The sequence below is a fragment of the Streptomyces rimosus subsp. rimosus genome, from assembly GCF_000720725.1.
Taxonomy (GTDB): domain Bacteria; phylum Actinomycetota; class Actinomycetes; order Streptomycetales; family Streptomycetaceae; genus Streptomyces; species Streptomyces rimosus_A.
Genome location: NZ_JOCQ01000139.1, coordinates 1 through 19,702 on the forward strand (window position 1 = coordinate 1; position 19,702 = coordinate 19,702).

Sequence of the window (19,702 nt, forward strand, 5' to 3'; positions counted from 1 at the left end):
CCCAGGAACCACCCCCGCCCCCATCCCGTCTCCAATCCCGGTACGGGCTGCCCGCTCGCCCCACCCCCGTGAGACGGTGGAGGCGGCACCCGCAGGAGGCGCCCGCGCCATGCGCGGACCGCTCCGGCGGTCGAGCGCGATCCCGTCCCGGCGGCCCTTCCCGGCGGGCAGGGACACGTTGCCTGCCCGTGCGGATACCCTAGAAGCCGACTTGACCCTGCCCCCGACCCCGAGGATCGACGACCGCCGTGTTCGATACGCTTTCCGACCGCTTGGCGAGTACTTTCAAAAACCTCCGGGGCAAAGGCCGCTTGAGCGAGGCGGACATCGACGCCACGGCGCGCGAGATCCGTATCGCCCTGCTGGAGGCCGACGTCGCGCTGCCCGTCGTCCGGGCCTTCATCAAGCAGGTCAAGGAGCGGGCGACCGGCGCCGAGGTCTCCCAGGCGCTCAACCCTGCCCAGCAGGTCATCAAGATCGTCAACGAGGAGCTCGTCGGCATCCTCGGCGGCGAGACCCGCCGGCTGCGCTTCGCCAAGAACCCTCCGACGGTCATCATGCTCGCCGGTCTGCAGGGTGCCGGTAAGACGACCCTCGCCGGAAAGCTCGGCAACTGGCTCAAGCAGCAGGGCCACGCGCCGCTGCTGGTCGCCTGTGACCTCCAGCGCCCCAACGCGGTCAACCAGCTCTCGGTCGTCGCCGAGCGCGCCAACGTCGCGATCTTCGCGCCTGAGCCGGGCAACGGCGTCGGCGACCCGGTCAAGGTCGCTCAGGACTCGATCGAGTTCGCCCGTGCCAAGCAGCACGACGTGGTCATCGTCGACACCGCGGGCCGCCTCGGCATCGACCAGGAGCTGATGCAGCAGGCCGCGGACATCCGCGACGCGGTCAAGCCGGACGAGGTCCTCTTCGTCGTCGACGCCATGATCGGCCAGGACGCGGTCAACACCGCGGAGGCGTTCCGCGACGGCGTCGGCTTCGACGGCGTCGTGCTCTCCAAGCTGGACGGCGACGCCCGCGGTGGTGCCGCGCTCTCCATCGCGCACGTCACCGGCAAGCAGATCATGTTCGCCTCCAACGGCGAGAAGCTGGACGACTTCGACGCGTTCCACCCGGACCGCATGGCGTCCCGCATCCTCGGCATGGGCGACATGCTCACGCTGATCGAGAAGGCGGAGCAGACCTTCAGCCAGCAAGAGGCCGAGAAGATGGCCTCCAAGCTGGCGAGCAGCAAGGGCAAGGACTTCACCCTCGACGACTTCCTGGCCCAGATGGAGCAGGTCCGCAAGATGGGCTCCATCTCCAAGCTGCTCGGCATGCTGCCCGGTATGGGGCAGATGAAGGAGCAGATCAACAACCTGGACGAGCGCGAGGTCGACCGTACGGCCGCGATCATCAAGTCGATGACGCCCGGCGAGCGCCAGGACCCGACGATCATCAACGGCTCGCGCCGGGCCCGTATCGCCAAGGGCTCCGGCGTCGACGTCAGCGCGGTCAAGAACCTGGTCGAGCGCTTCTTCGACGCCCGCAAGATGATGTCCAAGATGGCCCAGGGCGGCGGCATGCCGGGAATGCCCGGGATGCCGGGCATGGGCGGTGGCGGCGCCAAGAAGAAGAAGCAGCAGAAGCAGGCCAAGGGCAAGCGCAAGAGCGGCAACCCCATGAAGCGGAAGGCCGAGGAGGAGGCCGCTGCCGCACGCCGCGAGGCCGCGCAGTCCGGCAACCCGCTGGGCCTGCCGCAGGGCGGCGACGCGAAGAACTTTGAACTCCCCGACGAGTTCAAGAAGTTCATGGGCTAGCGCCCCCTTCGGTTCCTGGTCGGTCCGCGCCGCACCGGGAACCGCACACGGCGCCCAGCGTTCTGATCGAGCCCCCGGCCGGACCCCCGGTCGGGGGCTCGTGCGCGTATTCATCGCGGCACACCCGCCGATCCGCCCGCAGGCAGCAGCAGAGGTGTGCCCTTCCCCAGCGCGGCAGCACGCAGTCCGAGCGCGGCCGCCGCCGTCGCCCCCACATCCGCCAGGCTTCGGGCCGTCGGCAGACGGCCGAAACCTGCGGCCTCGGGACGGTGGATCAGTACCGGCACGTACTCACGGGTGTGGTGGGCGTGGCCGATGACCGGGTCGTTGCCGTGATCACCCGTAACGATCAAGCGGTCGCCGGGCGACGAGAGGAGCCGCAGCAGCGCGCCCAGCCCTGCATCGGTCTGCCGGAGCACGGCGGCGTAACGCGAGGCGTCCTGCTGGTGCCCCGCCAGATCCGTCTCCTGGACGTTGCCGACGATCAGCGCGGTGTCCGGCGCCCGGCGTACGGCGTCGAGGACGAGCGCGAAGACCTCGGCGGTGCCGACGGCGGGGCAGCACAGCGCCGCATCGCAGGCCAGGACGTCCGCGGCCTTACCCACGAGGGTGACGGGGACACCGGCCCCGGCCGCCAGCTCCGGCAGCCGACGGGCATGATCCAGCGGCGCTCCGAGGTGCTGCACCGCCAGCCCGCCGTTCCGGTAGAAACCGCTCGCCGGGGTGTCCAGCCCGACCGTGCCGAGACCACCGTCGCGTACGAAACCGTCCAGCGGACCGTCGGCACGGCCGCCCACGGCGATCACCCGGGCCACGGGCGCCACCGAACGCACCACCCGCGCGATGCCGAGGATCTCCGCGAACGGGCTGTCCTCCAACCGGCCGGAGACGTTCCAGTTGACGCCCGGGTCCGCTTCCAGGTTGTCGTGGACGAGAACCCGCCCGTCCACGACCAGCAGGGGGCGCCCGGCGAGGAGATCCGCACGGCGCCCGCTCGCCCGAAGGGCCGCGGCGACCTCGCCGAGGTGGTCGGCGAGCCGGGCCACGGTCACCCGGCTGAAGTCGGCCCCCACCATCGTCTGATGCCCGGCGTAGGTATCGGCGCCCGGATAGCCGAGCGCGGCACGGCCCGCGGCCACCGGGAGGGACGGCGTCGGTGCGAGGTCCGGATGCGGGTGCACGAGACCGAGGCCGAGAGCTTCCAGGACGGGCAGCGGGAGCCGGGGACCAGTGGCCGAACGGTGATCGTCGAGGAGGTGGCCCAGTGTGTCGGCGGCAGCGTCACCGGGCCGCGACACTGCCGCATCGGGCATCGCGCCGACCCCGAAGCCGTCGACGACGAGAATGACGATCCTGCTCATGACCCACCCGCGCCTCTCCCGGCCGCGGTCTCCGGCAGCGGCCGGCCGAGCGCGTCATAGCGGCCGGACAGTCGCGGGCTGCCGACGCTGAGACCGGCGACGACAGCGACGTCGCTCCGGGTGACGAAGATCTGCGTACGGAACGCCAGGACGGCGGTGTCGCCGGGCCGCGCGTCCCCGGGCGCCAGCAGACGGTAATAGTCGATGTTCTCGGCAGGGGCCGTCTGGACGGCGAGCCGAGCACCGGTCCGGGGGATCAACGCCGACTCGACGCCGGACCGGGGGTAGAAGCCGCCGCCATGGAGGGCGGGCCGGCCGGCGGCGAGAAGGTGCGCAACCTCGGTGACGTACACATACGCGGGCCGCTCCGGCTGCTCCCGGTCGACGGCGTGCAGCGGGGTGGTGCCGGTGAGGGCGTGGCCGGGCTCGCCGTGCGTGGCACCCAGTTCAGCGAGCAGCGGCAAGGTGGCCGCGCAGGTGACGCCCGGAGCGCTCAGCTTCGGTTTCCTGTACCCGCGAGCGGTCAGCAACACATGCGCCCGGCGAACCAGTTCGAAGGTTCCGGTGGGGTGCGGCTGCCGGGACCCGGACTCGCACTTCACGCACGGGAAGGCGGTGACGCCGGCCAGACGGATGCCGGGCATCCGCTCCGCCTCGGCCGCAAAGCCCTCCAGGCCACTGAGCGGCACGCCGCCCTCCTGACCCGGATGAACCGTGCCGGGCGCGCCCTCGATCCGTATCAAAACATCCTGCACCCGACTCAGTTGGCGGGCAGCGTCCGAGACGGCACGGGCATTGGCCAGGTCGAAGACGGTGATCGCCTCGGGACGCCAGGCAAGCACCTCGGGCAGCGCACGGTGGGGGATCTGCACCAGGTGGCCCACATTTCCGGCCTGCGCACCCGCCGCGTGCAGCGTGCGGGCTTCGCGCGCGTCGATGGCGGCAAAACGGGGGAGATGGCGGGCGACGGCCCGGACCAGCTCGGGGTTGCGCCCGATCTGCTTGGCCACGAACCACAGATCGAGGCCCCACCGGCCCGCCGCCTTCGCCAGCAGCGCGGCATTGGCCTCGACGGCGTCCAGATCCACGACATACGTGTCCGGTTCCACCGCGCCGGTGCGGTGCAGCTCGGCGGCGCAATCGACCAGCCGGGGATTGCGCGCGAGGACGGTATCGAGGAACACGGCGATCAGCCCCCATTCTCGTGATCGCGTGAGCCGTACGCGCTGTGCGCGGGGCGTGCGGCATTCGAGGCAGCCTCGGGTGCGGGCGGCGGTACGAGGCCGGATTCACGTACGGGAGCGGCGGTGGTCCGGCGGCCATGTCCGGGAACGTCGCGCAGATCATGCAGCGCGCGCCGGAGGATGTCGATCACCAGGTCCGCCCCCGCTCGCATCGGGTTGATCCGCACCGTCCAGTCGGCAAGATCCGGCGCGTCCTCCAGGGCGGACCGGGACATCCGGTAGAAGAGCGGAGCGATCTCGTAACGGGAGTTGGCGCCGACGGGATACGGGGCGGCGCCGTACCGGGCCGCGGCGTCCGGCACCGCGCCGGCGACCGGCCGGTCCAGTCGGAGCAGCAGACAACGGTCCTGCACATTGGCGATCCGCACCTCGGCGACCCCGGGCACCTCACCAGCCGCCAACCGCTCGGCGATCTCCGTACTCACCCTGGACTGCACCGCCCACATCACCGGTACGTGGCTGAGTGCCCGCAGTGCATCCAGTGCCTGGTGTCCCTGTACCTGGCCGCCGCCGGAGTAGTTGTCGTCATGCACCCGCTCCACCAGGTCCCGCGCTCCGACGACGGCACCCACCCCTTCCGGGCCGTGCAGCTTGAACAGCGAGAAACACGAAGCGTCCGCGCCCAGCTCCACGCCACATCGCGGCACGCGGAAGACCGCGTAGTTGTCGTCCACGACGGTGCGCACGCCGGCGGCCCGGCAGGCGGCGAGCACCTCGCCCGGGTCGTAGGAATCCGCCGCCCGCTGCCGGGCGTGCTGGACGAACGCCCATCGGACCCGTCCGGAGACCAGCGCCCGGTCCAACGCGACACGGTCGTTGAAGTCCGCCTCGACCGTCTCCACGCCCAGCCCGCGCAAGGTGAAACCGGTGGTGCGGTAGACCGGTGCGCGGTGCACGAGCAGCGGGTCGTCCGCACGGAGCACGGCGCCGAGCGCGGCCCGGATGGCGCCCGTGCCCGCGCCCTGCACCAGTGCCGCGGCCGGAGCCCCGAAGAACTCCGCAAGGACGGCCTCGACCCGCGCGGTGGTACGCGGACGCCCCAGCCCCGGCACCACACCCGCATCCGCCTCGAAGAGCTGCGGGCCCTCGAAATGCCGGGCCACGCACTCCATCAGCCGGAACTGGTCCGCCACCGCGTCCTCCAACGCGACCGTCGGCAACGGATACGTCCGGGGCAACCGCACGCTCATGCCGGTGCCTCCCTTCCCGCCCGACCGCTGCCCCGGAGGGCGACCGTGGTGCGGTGCCCAACCGGCCGCCCGGCCGTACCGTCCCGGCCCGTGAGGAAGCGCAGCGGATTGCGGCGGGTCAGAAGATCGATCAGCTCGTCGTCGGCTCCGGCGGCCCGCAGGCGCGGCAGGAACGACCGGAACACATGCCCGTACCCATGACCGCCATCGCCGATCAAGTAGCCGTGTCGCGAGATGTCGCAGCTGAGCAGTACGCGGTCGGCGTGCCCGGCCTCCAGCAACGCGAGCAGCAGCCGCAGCCGGGTGGCGTCGCTCTGATAGCTCTCCTTCCCGACAGTGTCGAAGGCGACGTACGCACCCGCCGCCGCCAGCTCCCGATGGGCCGCGGGGTCGTCGAGCAGGTCCTGGTGGCCAAGGCTGATCCGATGTGGTTCCAGACCGGCCGCGGTCAGCACATCCAACTGGGCGAGGCCGCCGCGCCCCAGCTGCGCGTGGGTCGCCAGCGACAGACCTGTGGTGACGGCGGCACGGGCGGCCGCGGTGAGCGTACGAACCTCCGGCTCACTCGGCAGGTCCCCATGACTGCCGGCCTCTCCGATGACACCGGGGAAGGGCCCATCGGCGCCCATGCCGTCCTGGACCTCCGCGACCAGGGTGTCCGCCAGCTCCTCGACGCTCGCGCCGTCCACCTCGGCCGGATGGAAGGCCTCGTGGTACCAGCCGGTGCCCGCCACGACCGCGACCCCCGACTCCCGGGAGATACGGACCAGCGCAGCAGGGTCCCGCCCCATGCCCCGACAGGTCAGCTCGACGACGAGCGACAGCCCGAACCGCTCCCGCAGATCGGCCAGTTCACCGGCCACCGCTACGGCATGCCGGGCCGTCAGCGACGCCGTACGGTCGGTGGGCCGGGAAAGGTCGAGGGCCAGATGCTCGTGGGCGAGCACGGGGCCCTGCACGGCGGATACGGACAGCGGGCCGGTGACGGTCCGCAGCAGAGAGTTCATGACGCGCTGCCTTTCCGGCGTGCCCACACGCCTGCTCAGGTCTTGATCGGGGTGAAGAGGTGCAGCCAGTGGAGAACGTTGAGGACGATGCCGGTCACCACGACCGCGGCGGGCGCGGCGGCCATCCGGACCACCACCCGGCCCATGGCCTCATTGAGCAGGTAGAGACCGCCGGCTATGAAGATTCCGAGCCCACCGCCCATGGCATGGGCCGCCATCAGGGAACCGAAGAGAATCGCCAGGTGCAGGGTGTCGCCAATGGCGCCGCGCAGATGCTCCGAGGCGTCGCGCACCGACGGCAGCCTGCCCAGCGCCTTGCCTATCCAGCTCAGCGCCAGCACCTCGACGGCGAACACCAGGGCACCGCAGACCAAGGCCAGCCAGGGGCTCGGCAGCAGATAGCCGATGGGGTAGACGAGGGTGAAGCCGACGATGCCGTACGCGCCGGAGGCAAGCGCGGTGGTGGCGATCAACGGAATGAATCCGAGGGCCCGATAGAAGTCGACCTGTGCGGCTTCCGCATACTGCCCCTTGGCGACCAGGAAACTGGTCGCCTCCCCACCGCCGAACACATGCAGCTGGCACAGCAGACAGACGCCCGCGCCCAGCACCATGAACAACGGCAGGTGCCGACGCAGCCGTGCCGCACTGGTGCCGAACAACGACGCCATCGGATCCGCGTCTCCGGGCGGCCTGCCGGCCGTGGCCGTCGAGGCCTCTCCGCCCGCTGATGGCACCGCGCCCACGACGGCCCGCTCCGCCGCCCGGCGCTGCCGTACGTCCCTGGCCACCGCGAAGCCGATGAGGAGCAGCACACCGACCGCCATGGCCGGCGCCCCCGCGAACACATCGGGCCACACCTTCATCGTCAGCACGACCAGTGCCAGCTCCACCACACCGGCCAGACCACCGAGCAGCCTCCCGAACTGCTTGGTGATCGCCAGCACCGGAAACAGCGCGAAGAGGAAGAGGATCGGCGTCGCCATCTGCTGCAGGGCCGTCAGAAAGTCGACCGGGAGATCGTGCGCGAGGCTGTTGGCACGGTTCAGACCGAACACGACCACCCCGCCCCACGCGCCGCCCAGCAGCGGCGCGAGCCACTTCTTCGGCGCGAGAAGGCCCAGGATGTCGGTGGGCAGGAACAGCAGCCACGGGTTGAGCACCCCGGAGGAGAGGGCCATCGGCGCGCCCAGCCCGAAGATGAACCCGGCGGAGAGCCCGAAGGAGACCGCCGTGGTGGCGCTCCGGGTCGTACGGCCCTGGACGAAGTCGAGCATGAAGGGCCGGACGCCGTCGTTGAAGACGGCCAGTGCCAGGTGCGCGAGGAAGGCGGTCAGCGCGCACAGCACTACGACGGTCAGTTGCTGCGCGAACGTGAAGTCGAGACCGGTGCTCACGGCGAGGACGGTGCTGCTCACGGGTCACTCCTTTGTGCCCTGGCATGTCATCGGAACGTACGGCCCGCGGGGCCGGGGCCTGCCGGAACCCGAGGGCCCGGCGCGGTCAGTCCCGGCTGGCTATGGCCACGACCAGCGCGGGCGCGATCGCGTCGATCTGGTCCACGGCGAAGCCGAATACCCGCTTGCCCTGGTCCAGCAGGGCGCCGATCTCGTCCTCCGAGGGAACGGAGCGGCCGAAGGTGTGACAGGTGGCGGAGCCCATGAGCCCGACCAGGACGCCCAGCGACGCCCCGGCCCCGGTCTGGCAGGTCCCCAGGAAATAGTCGGCCCGGCCTGCTTGCAGCAGCGCCACGGCATCCATGTCATTGCTGACCACGACCTCGACGCCGGCCGGCGCCAGCCGCCGTACCGCGTCCGCGACCGCGGTCTTGCCGATACCGCCGGTGAGGATGGTCGTCATGGTGTGTCCTTTCGCAGTACGGCGAAGTGCATCGCCAGAAAGTTGATCTCGGACTCGGGGAGCGGGGCACCAAGGGCGCGCCCGGCTCGTACGGAGACGGCACGGGCGCGGCGGACGGCTCGGGGATGCTCCGCCAGTTCCGCGGCGGCCACGTCGTCGGTACGGAAATCCTCCACCGGCCCGCCGTCCTGCAGCCGGGTCAGCGCCATCAGCAGATGGCTGGTGAGCATGCCCGCGGAGTCCTCGGTGACCGCGCACCCTTCGGCAGCCAGTGCATCCAGTTCGGCGCGGACGAACGCGGCCACCTCGGGCCGCACCTGACCGCTCTCCACGAAGAGCCGGATCCGCCGCGCGAGCAGGGCTTCCATGGCCGTCCCTCCCCTCCAGTAGCCAACAGACAGGTCTTGTCTTCTCGAACCGCGTGCGAAACGCGGAGGTATCACCGGCGAGCGGGCCTGATGTCGCGGGTTGGCCCGAAGCCGCAGTTGGGCTGGGTGCCGTGGGCAGACCCGATGCCGCAGTTAGGCCTGGCGCCGTGGGCAGACCCGATGCCGTGGTCAGGCCGGCGCATCAGCTCCGCCGGAGTCGACAGGGCGGCGGCCTGGCCAGGTCCGACCCGGCCCGGTGCCCTTGAACGGCCGGCAATCTCAGTAGGAAGGCATGCGCTCCCCTCGCAGCACCTCGGTCTGCAGGCTGGTGACGGCCTCCAGGTCGAGCGCCCCGCTCACCGCTGCCAGCGCATCGCTGCCCTCCTTCCGGGCTATCAGTGCCGCGCTGCAATTGCGGGGTGAGACATCGCCGGTCATCTCGTCGTCGAGAGGTAGTACGTCCACCTCTCCGGCCAGCTGTCCCGGTATCTCGTCGAGATTCCAGACGGTGGCGTCGGCCCGGTCCTGCGCGAACAGGTCGTACAGCTGCATGAACGAACTCTCCAGCCAGGTCACATCCGTCCGGCCCGCGAACGCCCGCTCGGTCAGGGCTCGTTGGTCTTCGGAAGTGCGGTCCACCGCGACCCGCAGGCCTTCGCTGTCGGGCTGGACGCCGTGCCGCAGCAGCAGCCCGTGGGCACCGGCATAGGTGGCCGGCCCGAGATCGGCGATCAAATCGATCGGGTGCTGCTCCATCAGGGCGTCGGCAGCGAAGCGGGACAGCACCGCCAGCTCGACCTTCCCCTCCAGCAGAGCCGCCACGCGGGTGGCCGCACCGCGCATGAAGGTGATCGCGAAAGGCGCGCCGGCCTTTTCGAACGCGCCGCGCAAGCCGGTCGCCAGGCCCTCGTGGCGACGCGAGTGGGGCAACGGCATCGCGGCGAGGACGGTGCCCAGCCCCGCGAGGCGCCACAGTATGGCGCGGTCGGCACGGACCAGGAAGGTGCCGAGGTGTCCGCGGGCCACCGTGTCCATCGCCCCCGCTTCCTCCAGGAGTTGCAGCGCGGCCTGCACCGTGCCGTTGCCGACCCCGAGTTCCGCGGCCAGGTCGCGCACGCGGGGGAGTCGTGCGGCCTCGCCCTCGGCGGGGTGGTTGATGAGCAGGGCGGCGAGCCGCCGGGCGGCGTGTCCGTTGCGGGTCAGGAACCGTTCGTCGATGCTGTTCATGAAAATGACAGTAAACAGAATTCTGGATATTGGGTATCGCTCGGGAGGGTGAAGGCGCGAGGCCCTGCGATGACGTGCTCGGCGGGCTCACGGCTTCGCGGAGAGGGGAGTGCGCGACGGGCGCGCTTCGGCCGCGGCGACCGCCTGCGCCGCACGCCGTAACGGCGCAAGGATGGATGCGGGGCGCGGCACGGGCGGCGTGCGGCACAGCGTGGGCCGACCGCTCCGGAAACCCCGCGTCGCGGCCGGCGGAGCCTCGGCCGGTGCCGAGCGGGCAGCACGGACAGTGGCGGGTTCTCGGGAATCAGGGCGTCAGGTCATCGGCGGATTCGGCAGGATCGGCAGCGGCGGTGGGGCCTCAAAGATCACGTGCGGGCGATGAGGTAGCGGAACACATTCGGCATCCACACCGTGCCGTCCGGACGCTGATGCGGATGCAGCGCCTCGCTCAGCTCCTTCTCCACCTGTGCCTGGTCGGTGACCTCCAGCGCCGCGTCGAACAGCCCGGTGGACAGCAGTCCCCGTACCGCGCTCGGCAGGTCGCCGTAGCCGAACGGGCATGCCACCCGTCCCGAACCGTCGGGCCGCAGGCCCACCCGGTCGGCCAGGTCCTCCAGATCGTCCCGGCCGCTGGGCCGCCAGCCGCCCGCCGTACGCAAGGGATCGGCCAGCCGTTGGGCCACCCGTAGCACGCTCGCCGTGGCGCACCTTTCCACCGGGCCCCAGCCGCCCAGCACCACGGGACTGCCCCGTTCCGTGAGCCCGGCCGCCGTCCCCAGGGAGGCGGTCAGGCCCTCGATACTGCTGACGCAGCCGACGGGGTGAAAGGCCGTCACCATGTTGAACGAGCCGCTGTCGGGGCCTGCCGCCCGCTCCGGACCGCCGCACGCCAGCACGGTGGCGCGCATCGCGCCGTCCCGGGCCTGGCGCGCGGAGTCGGGCGTCAGCCGTTCCCGCGCGAGATCCAGTCGTTGTTCGTCCAGGTCCACGCCGCAGACCTGCGCGCCGCGGGTGGCGGCGATCAGCAGCGCGAGCCCGGAGCCGCAGCCCAGGCCCAGCAGCCTGGTGTGCGGCCCGACATCCATCCGGTCGTAGACGGCCTCGTACAGCGGCACCAGCATCCGTTCCTGGATCTCGGCCCAGTCACGGGCGCGAGCACAGGGGTCGGCCGGTGCGGTGGAGCCGTACGAACCGGGAGAGCCGGACTGCCGGAGGTGTTGCCGTACGAGCGTGGGTGTCATCGAAAGCGCCCCAATCCGCCGAGAACCCGAAGCTGTCAGTGAACGATCGCCCCCGTGGCCCGCCCCTGTGTTCGCGTCGTGCGCCCCCGCATTCCAGACAACTCCCCATCCGTGCCCGAGTCCAGGGGTGCGCCGGGGTTGTCTCCCGCGCGCCCCTCGGTGCGCCGGGGTGCTTTTCGGGACGGCGACGCAAACTGTCGCGCCCGCACCATGTACGCCAGGGCGAAGGCGCCCGTGCTCACATCCCAGGCGGACGGTATTTCCCGTAGACAACAAGGGTTTCGGGCCGTCGGCGTACTGCGGCGGCAGGCGTCCCGGCAAGGCCGTGAGCGGAAACGGCGGTGCGCCTCTCGGGTCCGGCGCCCGTTGGGAGGCGCATGGGGACGGCGGCCGGAACGAGCGCGTCCTCCGGCAGGACCCGCACCCCCGCTGCCCGCGGAGCCCGTCAACCGGGCGTACGAGAGCCGTACGGTGTCTGCAAACGGACGGCGGGGCGGTGCCGGGTGCCAACGCGCCTCCCGATAGCATCGCGATCGTCGCGCACGCCGCCGAGTCCCACCGGGCTCCTCCGGTGTCCCGCCGCGACCCACGGGCCTCGGATGCCCCGGCGCGTACACATCTCTTACGCGCCGGGGCGTACGCGCGGGTACGCCCCGGCTTGCCGCCTGACGCGCGCCTTCTCCGCAGTTCTGCGCACACGCCGTCCTCGAAACCCATGACCAGAAACTGACCGGTACGTGCAAATTATTTGAGATGCCCCGTAATCGGAACACTGGATGGGCCCGGCTCGTTGTCACGACGTGAGCACGACACCGCCTGTTCTCGCCGCCGAGCTGGCGCTCGCGTGGGCCGACATTCAACGGCACCACCCCGAGCTGCCGGACCTGGCCGCGCCCGAGTCCCTGATCGGGGAGTCGTCGTCCGCCTGTGGCGCCGAACTCTCCTTCGAACGGCTGCTGCACGAGGCAGTCCACGGCATCGCCGCCGCCCGCGGCGTCCGCGACACCTCGCGCGCAGGCCGCTACCACAACCGTCGATTCCTGGCCATCGCCGAGGAGTTGGGCCTCGACCACGTCGACGAGCCGCACCCGAGCAGCGGCTTCTCGCTGGTCACGCTCAACCCCGAGGCCCGGAGGCGCTACCGTCCCACCATCGAGCGGCTCGCCAGAGCCCTCAAGGCGCACTCCGCGGCGACCACGGCCGACAGTGCCCGCAGCTTCCGGGGGCCGGCCGCGCGGCACGGCTCATCCGGTGGTGGTGTACGCGTCAAGGCTGTCTGTGATTGCGGCAGGAATGTCCGGGTCGTCCCGTCCGTACTGGCTCAGGCGCCCATCGTCTGCGGCGGCTGCGGCAAACCGTTCCGGATCCCCGAGGTGGCCGCGGTCGGCTGACCTGGAGTGGTGTGGCACAATGGCTAGCTGTACTCGACAGTCGCACAGGACCCCTCTCTCCTCCGGCTGGCGCGTCCATCGGGCACTCCGAGTACCGCAACCCCACGTGGCATCCCGTTGTGCCCAACCACGTCAAGACCAGGAGACACCACTCCCGTGGCAGTCAAGATCAAGCTGAAGCGTCTGGGCAAGATCCGCGCGCCTCACTACCGCATCATCATCGCCGACTCCCGTACCCGCCGTGACGGCCGGGCCATCGAGGAGATCGGTCTGTACCACCCGGTGCAGAACCCCTCGCGCATCGAGGTCGACTCCGAGCGTGTCCAGTACTGGCTGGGTGTCGGCGCGCAGCCGACCGAGCCCGTTCTGGCCATCCTCAAGGTCACCGGCGACTGGCAGAAGTTCAAGGGCCTGCCGGCCCCGGCGCCGATGAAGGTCGCCGAGCCGAAGGCCGACAAGAGCGCCCTGTTCGAGGCCCTGGCCAAGGACGCCGGCGACGAGCCGAAGGGTGAGGCGATCACCCCGAAGGCGAAGAAGGCTGACAAGAAGGCGGACGAGGCCGAGGCCGAGTCCACCTCCGAGTCGACCGAGTCCTGATCATGCTCGAGGAGGCCCTCGAGCACCTCGTGAAGGGCATCGTCGACAACCCCGACGACGTGCAGGTCGCCTCGCGCACCCTGCGCCGCGGGCGTGTGCTGGAGGTCCGGGTCCACCCCGACGACCTCGGCAAGGTGATCGGCCGCAACGGCCGCACCGCGCGTGCCCTGCGGACGGTCGTAGGCGCCATCGGCGGCCGCGGCATCCGGGTCGACCTCGTCGACGTGGACCAGGTCCGCTGAGCAGAACCGGGGCAGTCCCCGGACCAGGCAGTACCGGCACGGGCCGGGGAGGGCTACGGCTCACCCCGGCCCGTTGTCATAGGCGTCTGCGACGATGCCTGTATGACCGAAATCACCGATCGATGAACCACGACGGCGAGCACCACCACCGCGCGAGCGGCGGCGGCCGCCGCGAAGAGGGGCCACTGTGCAGCTGGTAGTCGCGCGGATCGGCCGCGCCCACGGCATCAAGGGCGAGGTCACCGTCGAGGTGCGGACCGACGAGCCGGAACTGCGGCTCGCGCCCGGCGCCGTACTCGCCACGGACCCGCCCACCGCCGGCCCGCTGACCATCGAAACCGGCCGGGTGCACAGCGGGCGCCTGCTGCTGCGCTTCGAGGGCGTCCGCGACCGTACGGGCGCCGAGGCGCTGCGCAACACGCTGCTGATCGCTGAGGTCGACCCCGAAGAGGTCCCCGAGGACCCCGAGGAGTTCTACGACCACCAGCTCATCGATCTCGACGTGGTCACCACCGACGGCACGGCCGTCGGGCGCATCACCGAGATCTCCCACCTTCCCTACCAGGACCTGCTGATCGTCCGCCGCCCGGACGGCGACGAGATCATGATCCCGTTCGTCTCCGAGATCGTGCCGGAGATCGACCTGGAGCAGCAGCGGGCCGTCGTCGACCCCCCGGCCGGGCTGCTCGACGACCGCCAGGCCGAGGTGGCCTCGGCCCGTGACGCGGGCGAGGACGTGTGATGCGGCTCGACATCGTCACGATCTTCCCGGAGTACCTGGAACCGCTCAACGTCTCCCTGGTCGGCAAGGCGCGCGCCCGCGGCCAGCTGGACGTGCGCATCCACGACCTGCGGGACTGGGCCCACGACAAGCACAACACCGTCGACGACACGCCGTACGGCGGCGGCCCCGGCATGGTCATGAAGCCCGAGCCGTGGGGCGAGGCGCTGGACTCGGTCATCGACTCCCAGGAGGGCGACCCGGTCATCGTCGTCCCCACGCCGAGCGGCAGGCCCTTCACCCAGCAGCTCGCCGTCGAACTCTCCGAGAAGCCCTGGCTGGTCTTCACCCCGGCGCGCTACGAGGGCATCGACCGCCGCGTCATCGAGGAGTACGGCGACCGCGTGGACGTCCGCGAGGTCTCCATCGGCGACTATGTGCTCGCGGGCGGCGAAGCTCCGGTGCTGGTCATGGTCGAGGCCGTCGCCCGGCTGCTGCCCGGCGTGCTGGGCAATTCGGCCTCCCACCAGGACGACTCCTTCGCCCCCGGCGCGATGGCGGACCTCCTGGAGGGGCCGGTCTACACGAAGCCGCCCGAGTGGCGCGGCCGCGGCATCCCCGAGGTGCTGCTCAGCGGCCATCACGGCAAGATCGCCCGCTGGCGCCGCGACGAGGCGTTCCGCCGTACCGACCGCAACCGCCCCGACCTCATCGAGCGCGCCGACCCGGCCGCCTTCGACAAGAAGGACCGGGAAACCCTCTCCATCCTCGGGTGGGCCGAGGGAACGGACGGCCGATTTGGGCGTACGAGCGACGCCGTGGAAGAATAGGCAGCTGCTGTGTGCGTCCGGCGCGCGCCCCTGCCACAGGGGGAACGACGCCCGCCCGACGGAACGGCAACCTCATCAGAACTTCCGGTTCCGTTGATGACCTGTGGCATCAACGAAGAAAGCAGTGGGTCATGAACCTCCTCGACTCCGTCGACTCCGCGTCGCTGCGCAGCGACATCCCGGCCTTCCGCCCGGGTGACACCGTCAACGTCCACGTGCGCGTCATCGAGGGCAACCGCTCCCGTGTGCAGCAGTTCAAGGGCGTCGTCATCCGCCGCCAGGGCGCCGGCGTGCGCGAGACCTTCACGGTCCGCAAGGTCAGCTTCTCCGTCGGCGTCGAGCGCACCTTCCCCGTGCACACCCCGATCGTCGAGAAGATCGAGCTGGTGACCCGCGGTGACGTGCGTCGCGCCAAGCTGTACTACCTCCGTGAGCTGCGCGGCAAGGCCGCGAAGATCAAGGAGAAGCGCGACAGCTGAACAGACGTCCGGCGTCCTGGACCGGCCGGATAGGCTCAGGGTCCGATGGACACCGACGCACAGCTTTCGGAGCGCGACCGCTCTCCCGCCCCCGAGCAGGGGCCGGAGCAGGGGTCGCGCTCCGCGTGTTTTTCCGCCCGCCCTTCTTCCGGTAAGGGGGACGAGGCCGACCGGCCCGCCTCCGAGGAGCAGACGGCCCAGGGCGCGGCTGCCCAGGAGGAAGCCCCTCGGCGCCGGGCGCCCCGCCTCCGGCGGCTCGCGTCCCGGCCGGCGGCGGTCCTGGTGGCCCTGTGGCACCGGCCCGTCCTGTTGCTGGCGGTCTGCGTGGCGTTCGTGCTGTTGCTCAGCGCCTTCGTCGTACAGCCGTTCCTGATCCCCAGCTCCTCCATGGAGAACACCCTGCGGGTCGGCGACCGGGTGCTGGTGAACAAGCTGGCGTACCGCTTCGGCGGCGAGCCGCGCCGGGGCGACGTGGTCGTCTTCGACGGCACCGGTTCGTTCCTGCAGAGCGAACCGTCGGAGAACCCGGTCACCGGGCTGGTCAGGGGAGCGGGCGCGGCGCTGGGCCTGGCCGAGCCCCCGGCCACCGACTACATCAAGCGCGTCATCGGCGTCGGCGGGGACCGGGTGACCTGCTGCGACAAGCGGGGGCGGATCAAGGTGAACGGCGAGCCGGTGGCCGAGGGCTACCTCTACCCGGGGGACGCGCCGTCCTCCGACGCGTTCGACATCGTGGTCCCGGAGGGAAAGCTGTGGGTCATGGGAGACCACCGCGGCAGATCACGTGACTCACGGGACCATCTCGGCGAACCGGGCGGCGGCACCGTTCCGGTCGGCAAGGTGATCGGCCGCGCCGACTGGGTCGCCTGGCCGGTGGGCCATTGGACAGCCCTGCACCGCCCGCGCGCCTTCGACGGCATACCGGGCCCGGCAGGCAGCCATGGGTAACCGGGGGCGGCCCAAACGCGGGCAGCGGGGGGCTACGGGGGCGGATGCGGGCGCGGTGAGCGCGGAGGGGGCGTACGGGGAGGGCTCGTACGGGACGTACGAGGACGGAGCGTACGGGAGGTACGGCGGGTACGCGGGCGGGCCGCACCGAGCCGGGGGCCCCGGGAGCGGCGCGTATGCGGGCGGGAGCGCGGGGGCTGACGCGAGCGGCGCGTACGGCCTCGGGACCGCGGAGGACGACGGTGACGTGGGCGTCGTCACGCGTACGGTCGGGCCCGCCAGAGGAGGGCGCGCCGAGCGGCGGCGCCAGGCGCGCCGCATCAAACGTCGCAGGCGTCGCTCCTACCTCAAAGAGATACCGATCCTCATCGGTGTGGCCCTGGCCATCGCGCTGGTGCTCAAGACCTTCCTCGTCCAGGCGTTCGTGATTCCCTCGGGCTCGATGGAGCAGACGATCCGGATCGGTGACCGGGTGCTGGTCGACAAGCTGACCCCCTGGTTCGGCTCCGAGCCCGAGCGCGGTGACGTGGTCGTCTTCAAGGACCCTGGGGGCTGGCTGAAGGGCGAGCAGGTCAAGTCTGCCGACGACCCCGTCGTGGTCAAGCAGATCAAGGAATTCCTGACTTTCATCGGGCTGCTGCCGTCCGCCGACGAGCAGGACCTGATCAAGCGGGTGGTGGGCGTCGGAGGCGACACGGTCAAGTGCTGCGACAAGCAGGGTCACGTCACGGTCAACGGCACGCCCCTGGACGAACCGTACATACATCCGGGCAATCCGCCCTCGCAGTTCCAATTCGAGGTCAAGGTTCCCGCCGGGCGGATCTTCGTGATGGGCGACCACCGCTCCAATTCGGCGGACTCGCGGTATCACCTGGACGAGCCCTACCGTGGGACGATCTCGGTCGACAGCGTGGTGGGCCGGGCCGTGGTCATCGCCTGGCCGGTGGGGCACTGGCGCCGTCTGGAGGAGCCGGAGACCTTCGCGACCGTACGCGACGCGCCGGGTGCGAGGGCGACGTCGGGGCATGTGCCGCATAGTGTGTCCTCCGACAGTTTGTCCGTACTCCCGACCCCTGCGGAACTCCCGCTCGTTATGGGAGTGGTGGGCCTGCACCGACGATCGGGCGGGCAGCGGCGTGGAGTAAGGAGTGGATGTGGGGGACTTGGCGGTCGGCGCACGGTCCGGAACCGAAGAGCCCGAAGAGCCGGAAGGAAGCGGTGAGTCCTCACGGGCCGCCGCGTCCGGCGGACCGGCGCGTCCGGCGGATCCCGGACAGCCGGCGGGCCCCGGGAGGCCGCCCGGTCCGGGAGTCTCGATGGACAAGGAACAGTCGGCGGACGAGGAGGAGAGCGGCAGCGTGAAGAAGGGCAAGAAGCCGCGTGCCTTCTGGAAAGAGCTGCCGATCCTCATCGGTATCGCGCTGGTCCTGGCGCTGGTCATCAAGACGTTCCTGGTGCAGGCGTTCTCCATCCCGTCCGACTCGATGCAGGACACCCTGCAGCGCGGCGACCGGGTCCTGGTGGACAAGCTCACCCCGTGGTTCGGTTCGGAGCCGGAGCGCGGCGAGGTCGTCGTCTTCCACGACCCGGGCGGCTGGCTGAACGAGGTTCCCACCCCCGAGCCCAACGCGATCCAGCAGGTCCTCAGCTTCATCGGCCTGATGCCGTCGGCCGAGGAGAAGGACCTGATCAAGCGGGTCATCGCGGTCGGCGGCGACACGGTGGAGTGCCACGGCAACGGCCCGGTCAAGGTCAACGGCACGCCGCTGAAGGAGGACTCGTACCTCTTCCCCGGCAACACGCCCTGCGGTGACAAGAACATCGACAAGATGACGGTGCCCAAGGGCAGCATCTGGGTCATGGGCGACCACCGTCAGGATTCCCTCGACTCGCGCTACCACACGAACCTCAAGGGGAACGGCACGGTCGAGACCAAGCAGGTCGTCGGTCGCGCCTTCACCATCGCCTGGCCGGTCAACCGCTGGTCGTGGCTGTCGGTGCCGGACACGTTCGACCAGCCGGCGCTGAACAAGGCCATGGCGGCGACCCCGGCGGCGCTGGGACTCGCGGGCGCGGTGCCGATCGTGCTGTGGCGGCGCCGCAGGCGGACCGCTCGGGCCGAGGCGCAGACGTCGGACTGAACGGGTGACCGGGGCGCATACGAGGTGCGCGGTCCGGTAGCAGGCTGACCTCGGACACCGGGTACGCATCCGCGCGTGCCCGGTGTTGCGCTGTCCGGACGGCTCACGGTGCTGACTGGGGAACGTACCCCCGGGTAGGGTGCCGTCGCAGATCATCGACGCGGGTCGGGCTCGCGGGGCGGGAGCTGGGATGAGCAGCGGAGAACGGACGGGCGGCGACCGCGGCCGGACGACGGGCAGCGTGCTGTCCGGTGTGGTCATGGCCGTCGGCTGTGTGCTGTTCCTGGGCGGCTTCGTATGGGGAGCGCTGACCTACCGGCCCTACACGGTGCCGACCGACTCCATGGCACCGACGATCGGGGTGGGGGACCGGGTCCTGGCCGAGCAGGTGGACGGCGCGGAGGTGCGGCGGGGCGACGTCGTGGTCTTCCGGGACTCCGTGTGGGGCGATCTGCCGATGGTCAAGCGGGTCGTCGGGGTCGGCGGCGACACGGTTGCCTGCTGCAGCAAGGACGGCCGACTGACGATCAACGGCAAGCCCGTCGAAGAACCGTATCTGCACGCCAAGGGCCCGGCCTCGCCGACCGGTTTCAGCTCGAAGGTCCCGGTGGGTCAGCTCTTCCTGCTCGGTGACCACCGCAACGACTCGCTGGACTCCCGGACGCATCTCCAGGACGCCGACCACGGCACCGTGTCGCGCACCGCGGTGGACGCGCGGGTGGACGCCAGGGCGTGGCCGCTCGGCAGCATGGGCATGGTGGAACGCCCGGCCGGCTTCTCGGGGATGTCCGGCGGCACATCGCAGCCCGGCCCGGTGCGGACCATCGCCATCGCGATCATCGCCGGCGCGGTAATGATCCTGGGAGGCGCGGCGTACGGGCCGGTAGCGCGACGCAGGAGGCGGAGGAGTGGCTGAGGTGGCCGAAGAGGCGAGTGGGGTGCCGGAGCGGGGCGTACGGGGCGAGGGCTCGTCTGAGGGGGACAGAAACTCGGGCGGGAGTGTCGCGGCGGCGGGAGGTCTTGTTACGGGGGCAGGGGCCGGGGCAGGGGCAGGGG

The 19,702-nt window shown here is 70.9% G+C and carries 20 protein-coding genes; 11 read left to right on the plus strand and 9 right to left on the minus strand.

Annotated features, from left to right (window positions below):
• The first annotated feature begins 248 nt into the window (after nucleotides 1-248).
• Complete coding sequence (gene ffh, locus IH45_RS0138975; RefSeq protein WP_030680477.1) at nucleotides 249-1,799, plus strand: signal recognition particle protein; 1,551 nt, start codon at nucleotides 249-251, stop codon at nucleotides 1,797-1,799.
• Nucleotides 1,800-1,909: 110 nt separating this feature from the next.
• On the opposite strand, the gene IH45_RS0138980 is transcribed toward ffh, so the two are convergent.
• The 9 genes from IH45_RS0138980 to IH45_RS0139020 form a co-directional block, all read right to left on the minus strand.
• Nucleotides 1,910-3,160 (minus strand): phosphopentomutase, encoded by a 1,251-nt coding sequence (locus IH45_RS0138980; RefSeq protein ID WP_030680478.1) that lies wholly within the window; start codon nucleotides 3,158-3,160, stop codon nucleotides 1,910-1,912.
• A complete protein-coding gene (locus IH45_RS0138985; protein ID WP_030680481.1) occupies nucleotides 3,157-4,344 on the minus strand; it encodes an alanine racemase in 1,188 nt (395 codons plus the stop codon). Before IH45_RS0138985 ends, IH45_RS0138980 begins: the two co-directional genes overlap by 4 nt.
• Before the next feature lie 5 nt (nucleotides 4,345-4,349).
• Nucleotides 4,350-5,594, minus strand: coding sequence for an aminotransferase class V-fold PLP-dependent enzyme (locus tag IH45_RS0138990; protein WP_050515496.1), 1,245 nt, complete (start codon nucleotides 5,592-5,594; stop codon nucleotides 4,350-4,352).
• The gene (locus IH45_RS0138995; RefSeq protein WP_030680486.1) at nucleotides 5,591-6,601 is read right to left on the minus strand and encodes a phosphotriesterase family protein; all 1,011 of its coding nucleotides are present in this window, start codon (nucleotides 6,599-6,601) and stop codon (nucleotides 5,591-5,593) included. Before IH45_RS0138995 ends, IH45_RS0138990 begins: the two co-directional genes overlap by 4 nt.
• A gap of 35 nt (nucleotides 6,602-6,636) precedes the next feature.
• Nucleotides 6,637-8,019: a YhfT family protein gene (locus tag IH45_RS0139000; protein WP_030680491.1), complete on the minus strand. Its 1,383-nt coding sequence runs from the start codon at nucleotides 8,017-8,019 to the stop codon at nucleotides 6,637-6,639.
• Nucleotides 8,020-8,104: 85 nt separating this feature from the next.
• Entirely contained in the window at nucleotides 8,105-8,461 is a 357-nt protein-coding gene (locus IH45_RS0139005; protein ID WP_030680495.1) for a DUF2620 family protein, read from the minus strand.
• Entirely contained in the window at nucleotides 8,458-8,829 is a 372-nt protein-coding gene (locus IH45_RS0139010; RefSeq protein ID WP_030680498.1) for a PRD domain-containing protein, read from the minus strand. Before IH45_RS0139010 ends, IH45_RS0139005 begins: the two co-directional genes overlap by 4 nt.
• A gap of 279 nt (nucleotides 8,830-9,108) precedes the next feature.
• Nucleotides 9,109-10,056, minus strand: coding sequence for a GntR family transcriptional regulator YhfZ (gene yhfZ, locus IH45_RS0139015; RefSeq protein WP_030680501.1), 948 nt, complete (start codon nucleotides 10,054-10,056; stop codon nucleotides 9,109-9,111).
• Between the two features lie 365 nt (nucleotides 10,057-10,421).
• Nucleotides 10,422-11,297, minus strand: a complete 876-nt coding sequence (locus IH45_RS0139020) for a methyltransferase domain-containing protein (RefSeq protein WP_030680505.1) — start codon at nucleotides 11,295-11,297, stop codon at nucleotides 10,422-10,424.
• Between the two features lie 800 nt (nucleotides 11,298-12,097).
• Between IH45_RS0139020 and IH45_RS0139025 the strand changes: the two genes are divergently transcribed.
• The 10 genes from IH45_RS0139025 (at nucleotide 12,098) to lepB (IH45_RS0139070) (ending at nucleotide 19,562) form a co-directional block, all read left to right on the plus strand.
• Nucleotides 12,098-12,688, plus strand: coding sequence for a hypothetical protein (locus IH45_RS0139025; RefSeq protein ID WP_003980231.1), 591 nt, complete (start codon nucleotides 12,098-12,100; stop codon nucleotides 12,686-12,688).
• Between the two features lie 156 nt (nucleotides 12,689-12,844).
• Entirely contained in the window at nucleotides 12,845-13,285 is a 441-nt protein-coding gene (gene rpsP / locus IH45_RS0139030; protein ID WP_003980230.1) for a 30S ribosomal protein S16, read from the plus strand.
• A gap of 2 nt (nucleotides 13,286-13,287) precedes the next feature.
• On the plus strand, nucleotides 13,288-13,527 hold the full coding sequence (locus tag IH45_RS0139035; protein WP_003980229.1) for an RNA-binding protein: 240 nt from the start codon (nucleotides 13,288-13,290) through the stop codon (nucleotides 13,525-13,527).
• Nucleotides 13,528-13,714: 187 nt separating this feature from the next.
• The gene (rimM, locus tag IH45_RS0139040) at nucleotides 13,715-14,269 is read left to right on the plus strand and encodes a ribosome maturation factor RimM (RefSeq protein WP_030680508.1); all 555 of its coding nucleotides are present in this window, start codon (nucleotides 13,715-13,717) and stop codon (nucleotides 14,267-14,269) included.
• Nucleotides 14,269-15,078, plus strand: a complete 810-nt coding sequence (trmD, locus tag IH45_RS0139045; RefSeq protein ID WP_030680511.1) for a tRNA (guanosine(37)-N1)-methyltransferase TrmD — start codon at nucleotides 14,269-14,271, stop codon at nucleotides 15,076-15,078. The genes rimM and trmD overlap by 1 nt, the downstream gene beginning before the upstream one ends.
• A 131-nt stretch (nucleotides 15,079-15,209) precedes the next feature.
• Nucleotides 15,210-15,557 (plus strand): 50S ribosomal protein L19, encoded by a 348-nt coding sequence (rplS, locus tag IH45_RS0139050; protein ID WP_003980226.1) that lies wholly within the window; start codon nucleotides 15,210-15,212, stop codon nucleotides 15,555-15,557.
• 45 nt (nucleotides 15,558-15,602) lie between these two features.
• Complete coding sequence (gene lepB / locus IH45_RS0139055; protein ID WP_030680514.1) at nucleotides 15,603-16,505, plus strand: signal peptidase I; 903 nt, start codon at nucleotides 15,603-15,605, stop codon at nucleotides 16,503-16,505.
• A gap of 55 nt (nucleotides 16,506-16,560) precedes the next feature.
• A complete protein-coding gene (gene lepB / locus IH45_RS0139060) occupies nucleotides 16,561-17,727 on the plus strand; it encodes a signal peptidase I (RefSeq protein WP_030680517.1) in 1,167 nt (388 codons plus the stop codon).
• Complete coding sequence (gene lepB / locus IH45_RS0139065; protein WP_078897995.1) at nucleotides 17,669-18,646, plus strand: signal peptidase I; 978 nt, start codon at nucleotides 17,669-17,671, stop codon at nucleotides 18,644-18,646. Before lepB (IH45_RS0139060) ends, lepB (IH45_RS0139065) begins: the two co-directional genes overlap by 59 nt.
• Nucleotides 18,647-18,836: 190 nt before the next feature.
• On the plus strand, nucleotides 18,837-19,562 hold the full coding sequence (gene lepB / locus IH45_RS0139070; RefSeq protein ID WP_030680523.1) for a signal peptidase I: 726 nt from the start codon (nucleotides 18,837-18,839) through the stop codon (nucleotides 19,560-19,562).
• Nucleotides 19,563-19,702: the final 140 nt, after the last annotated feature.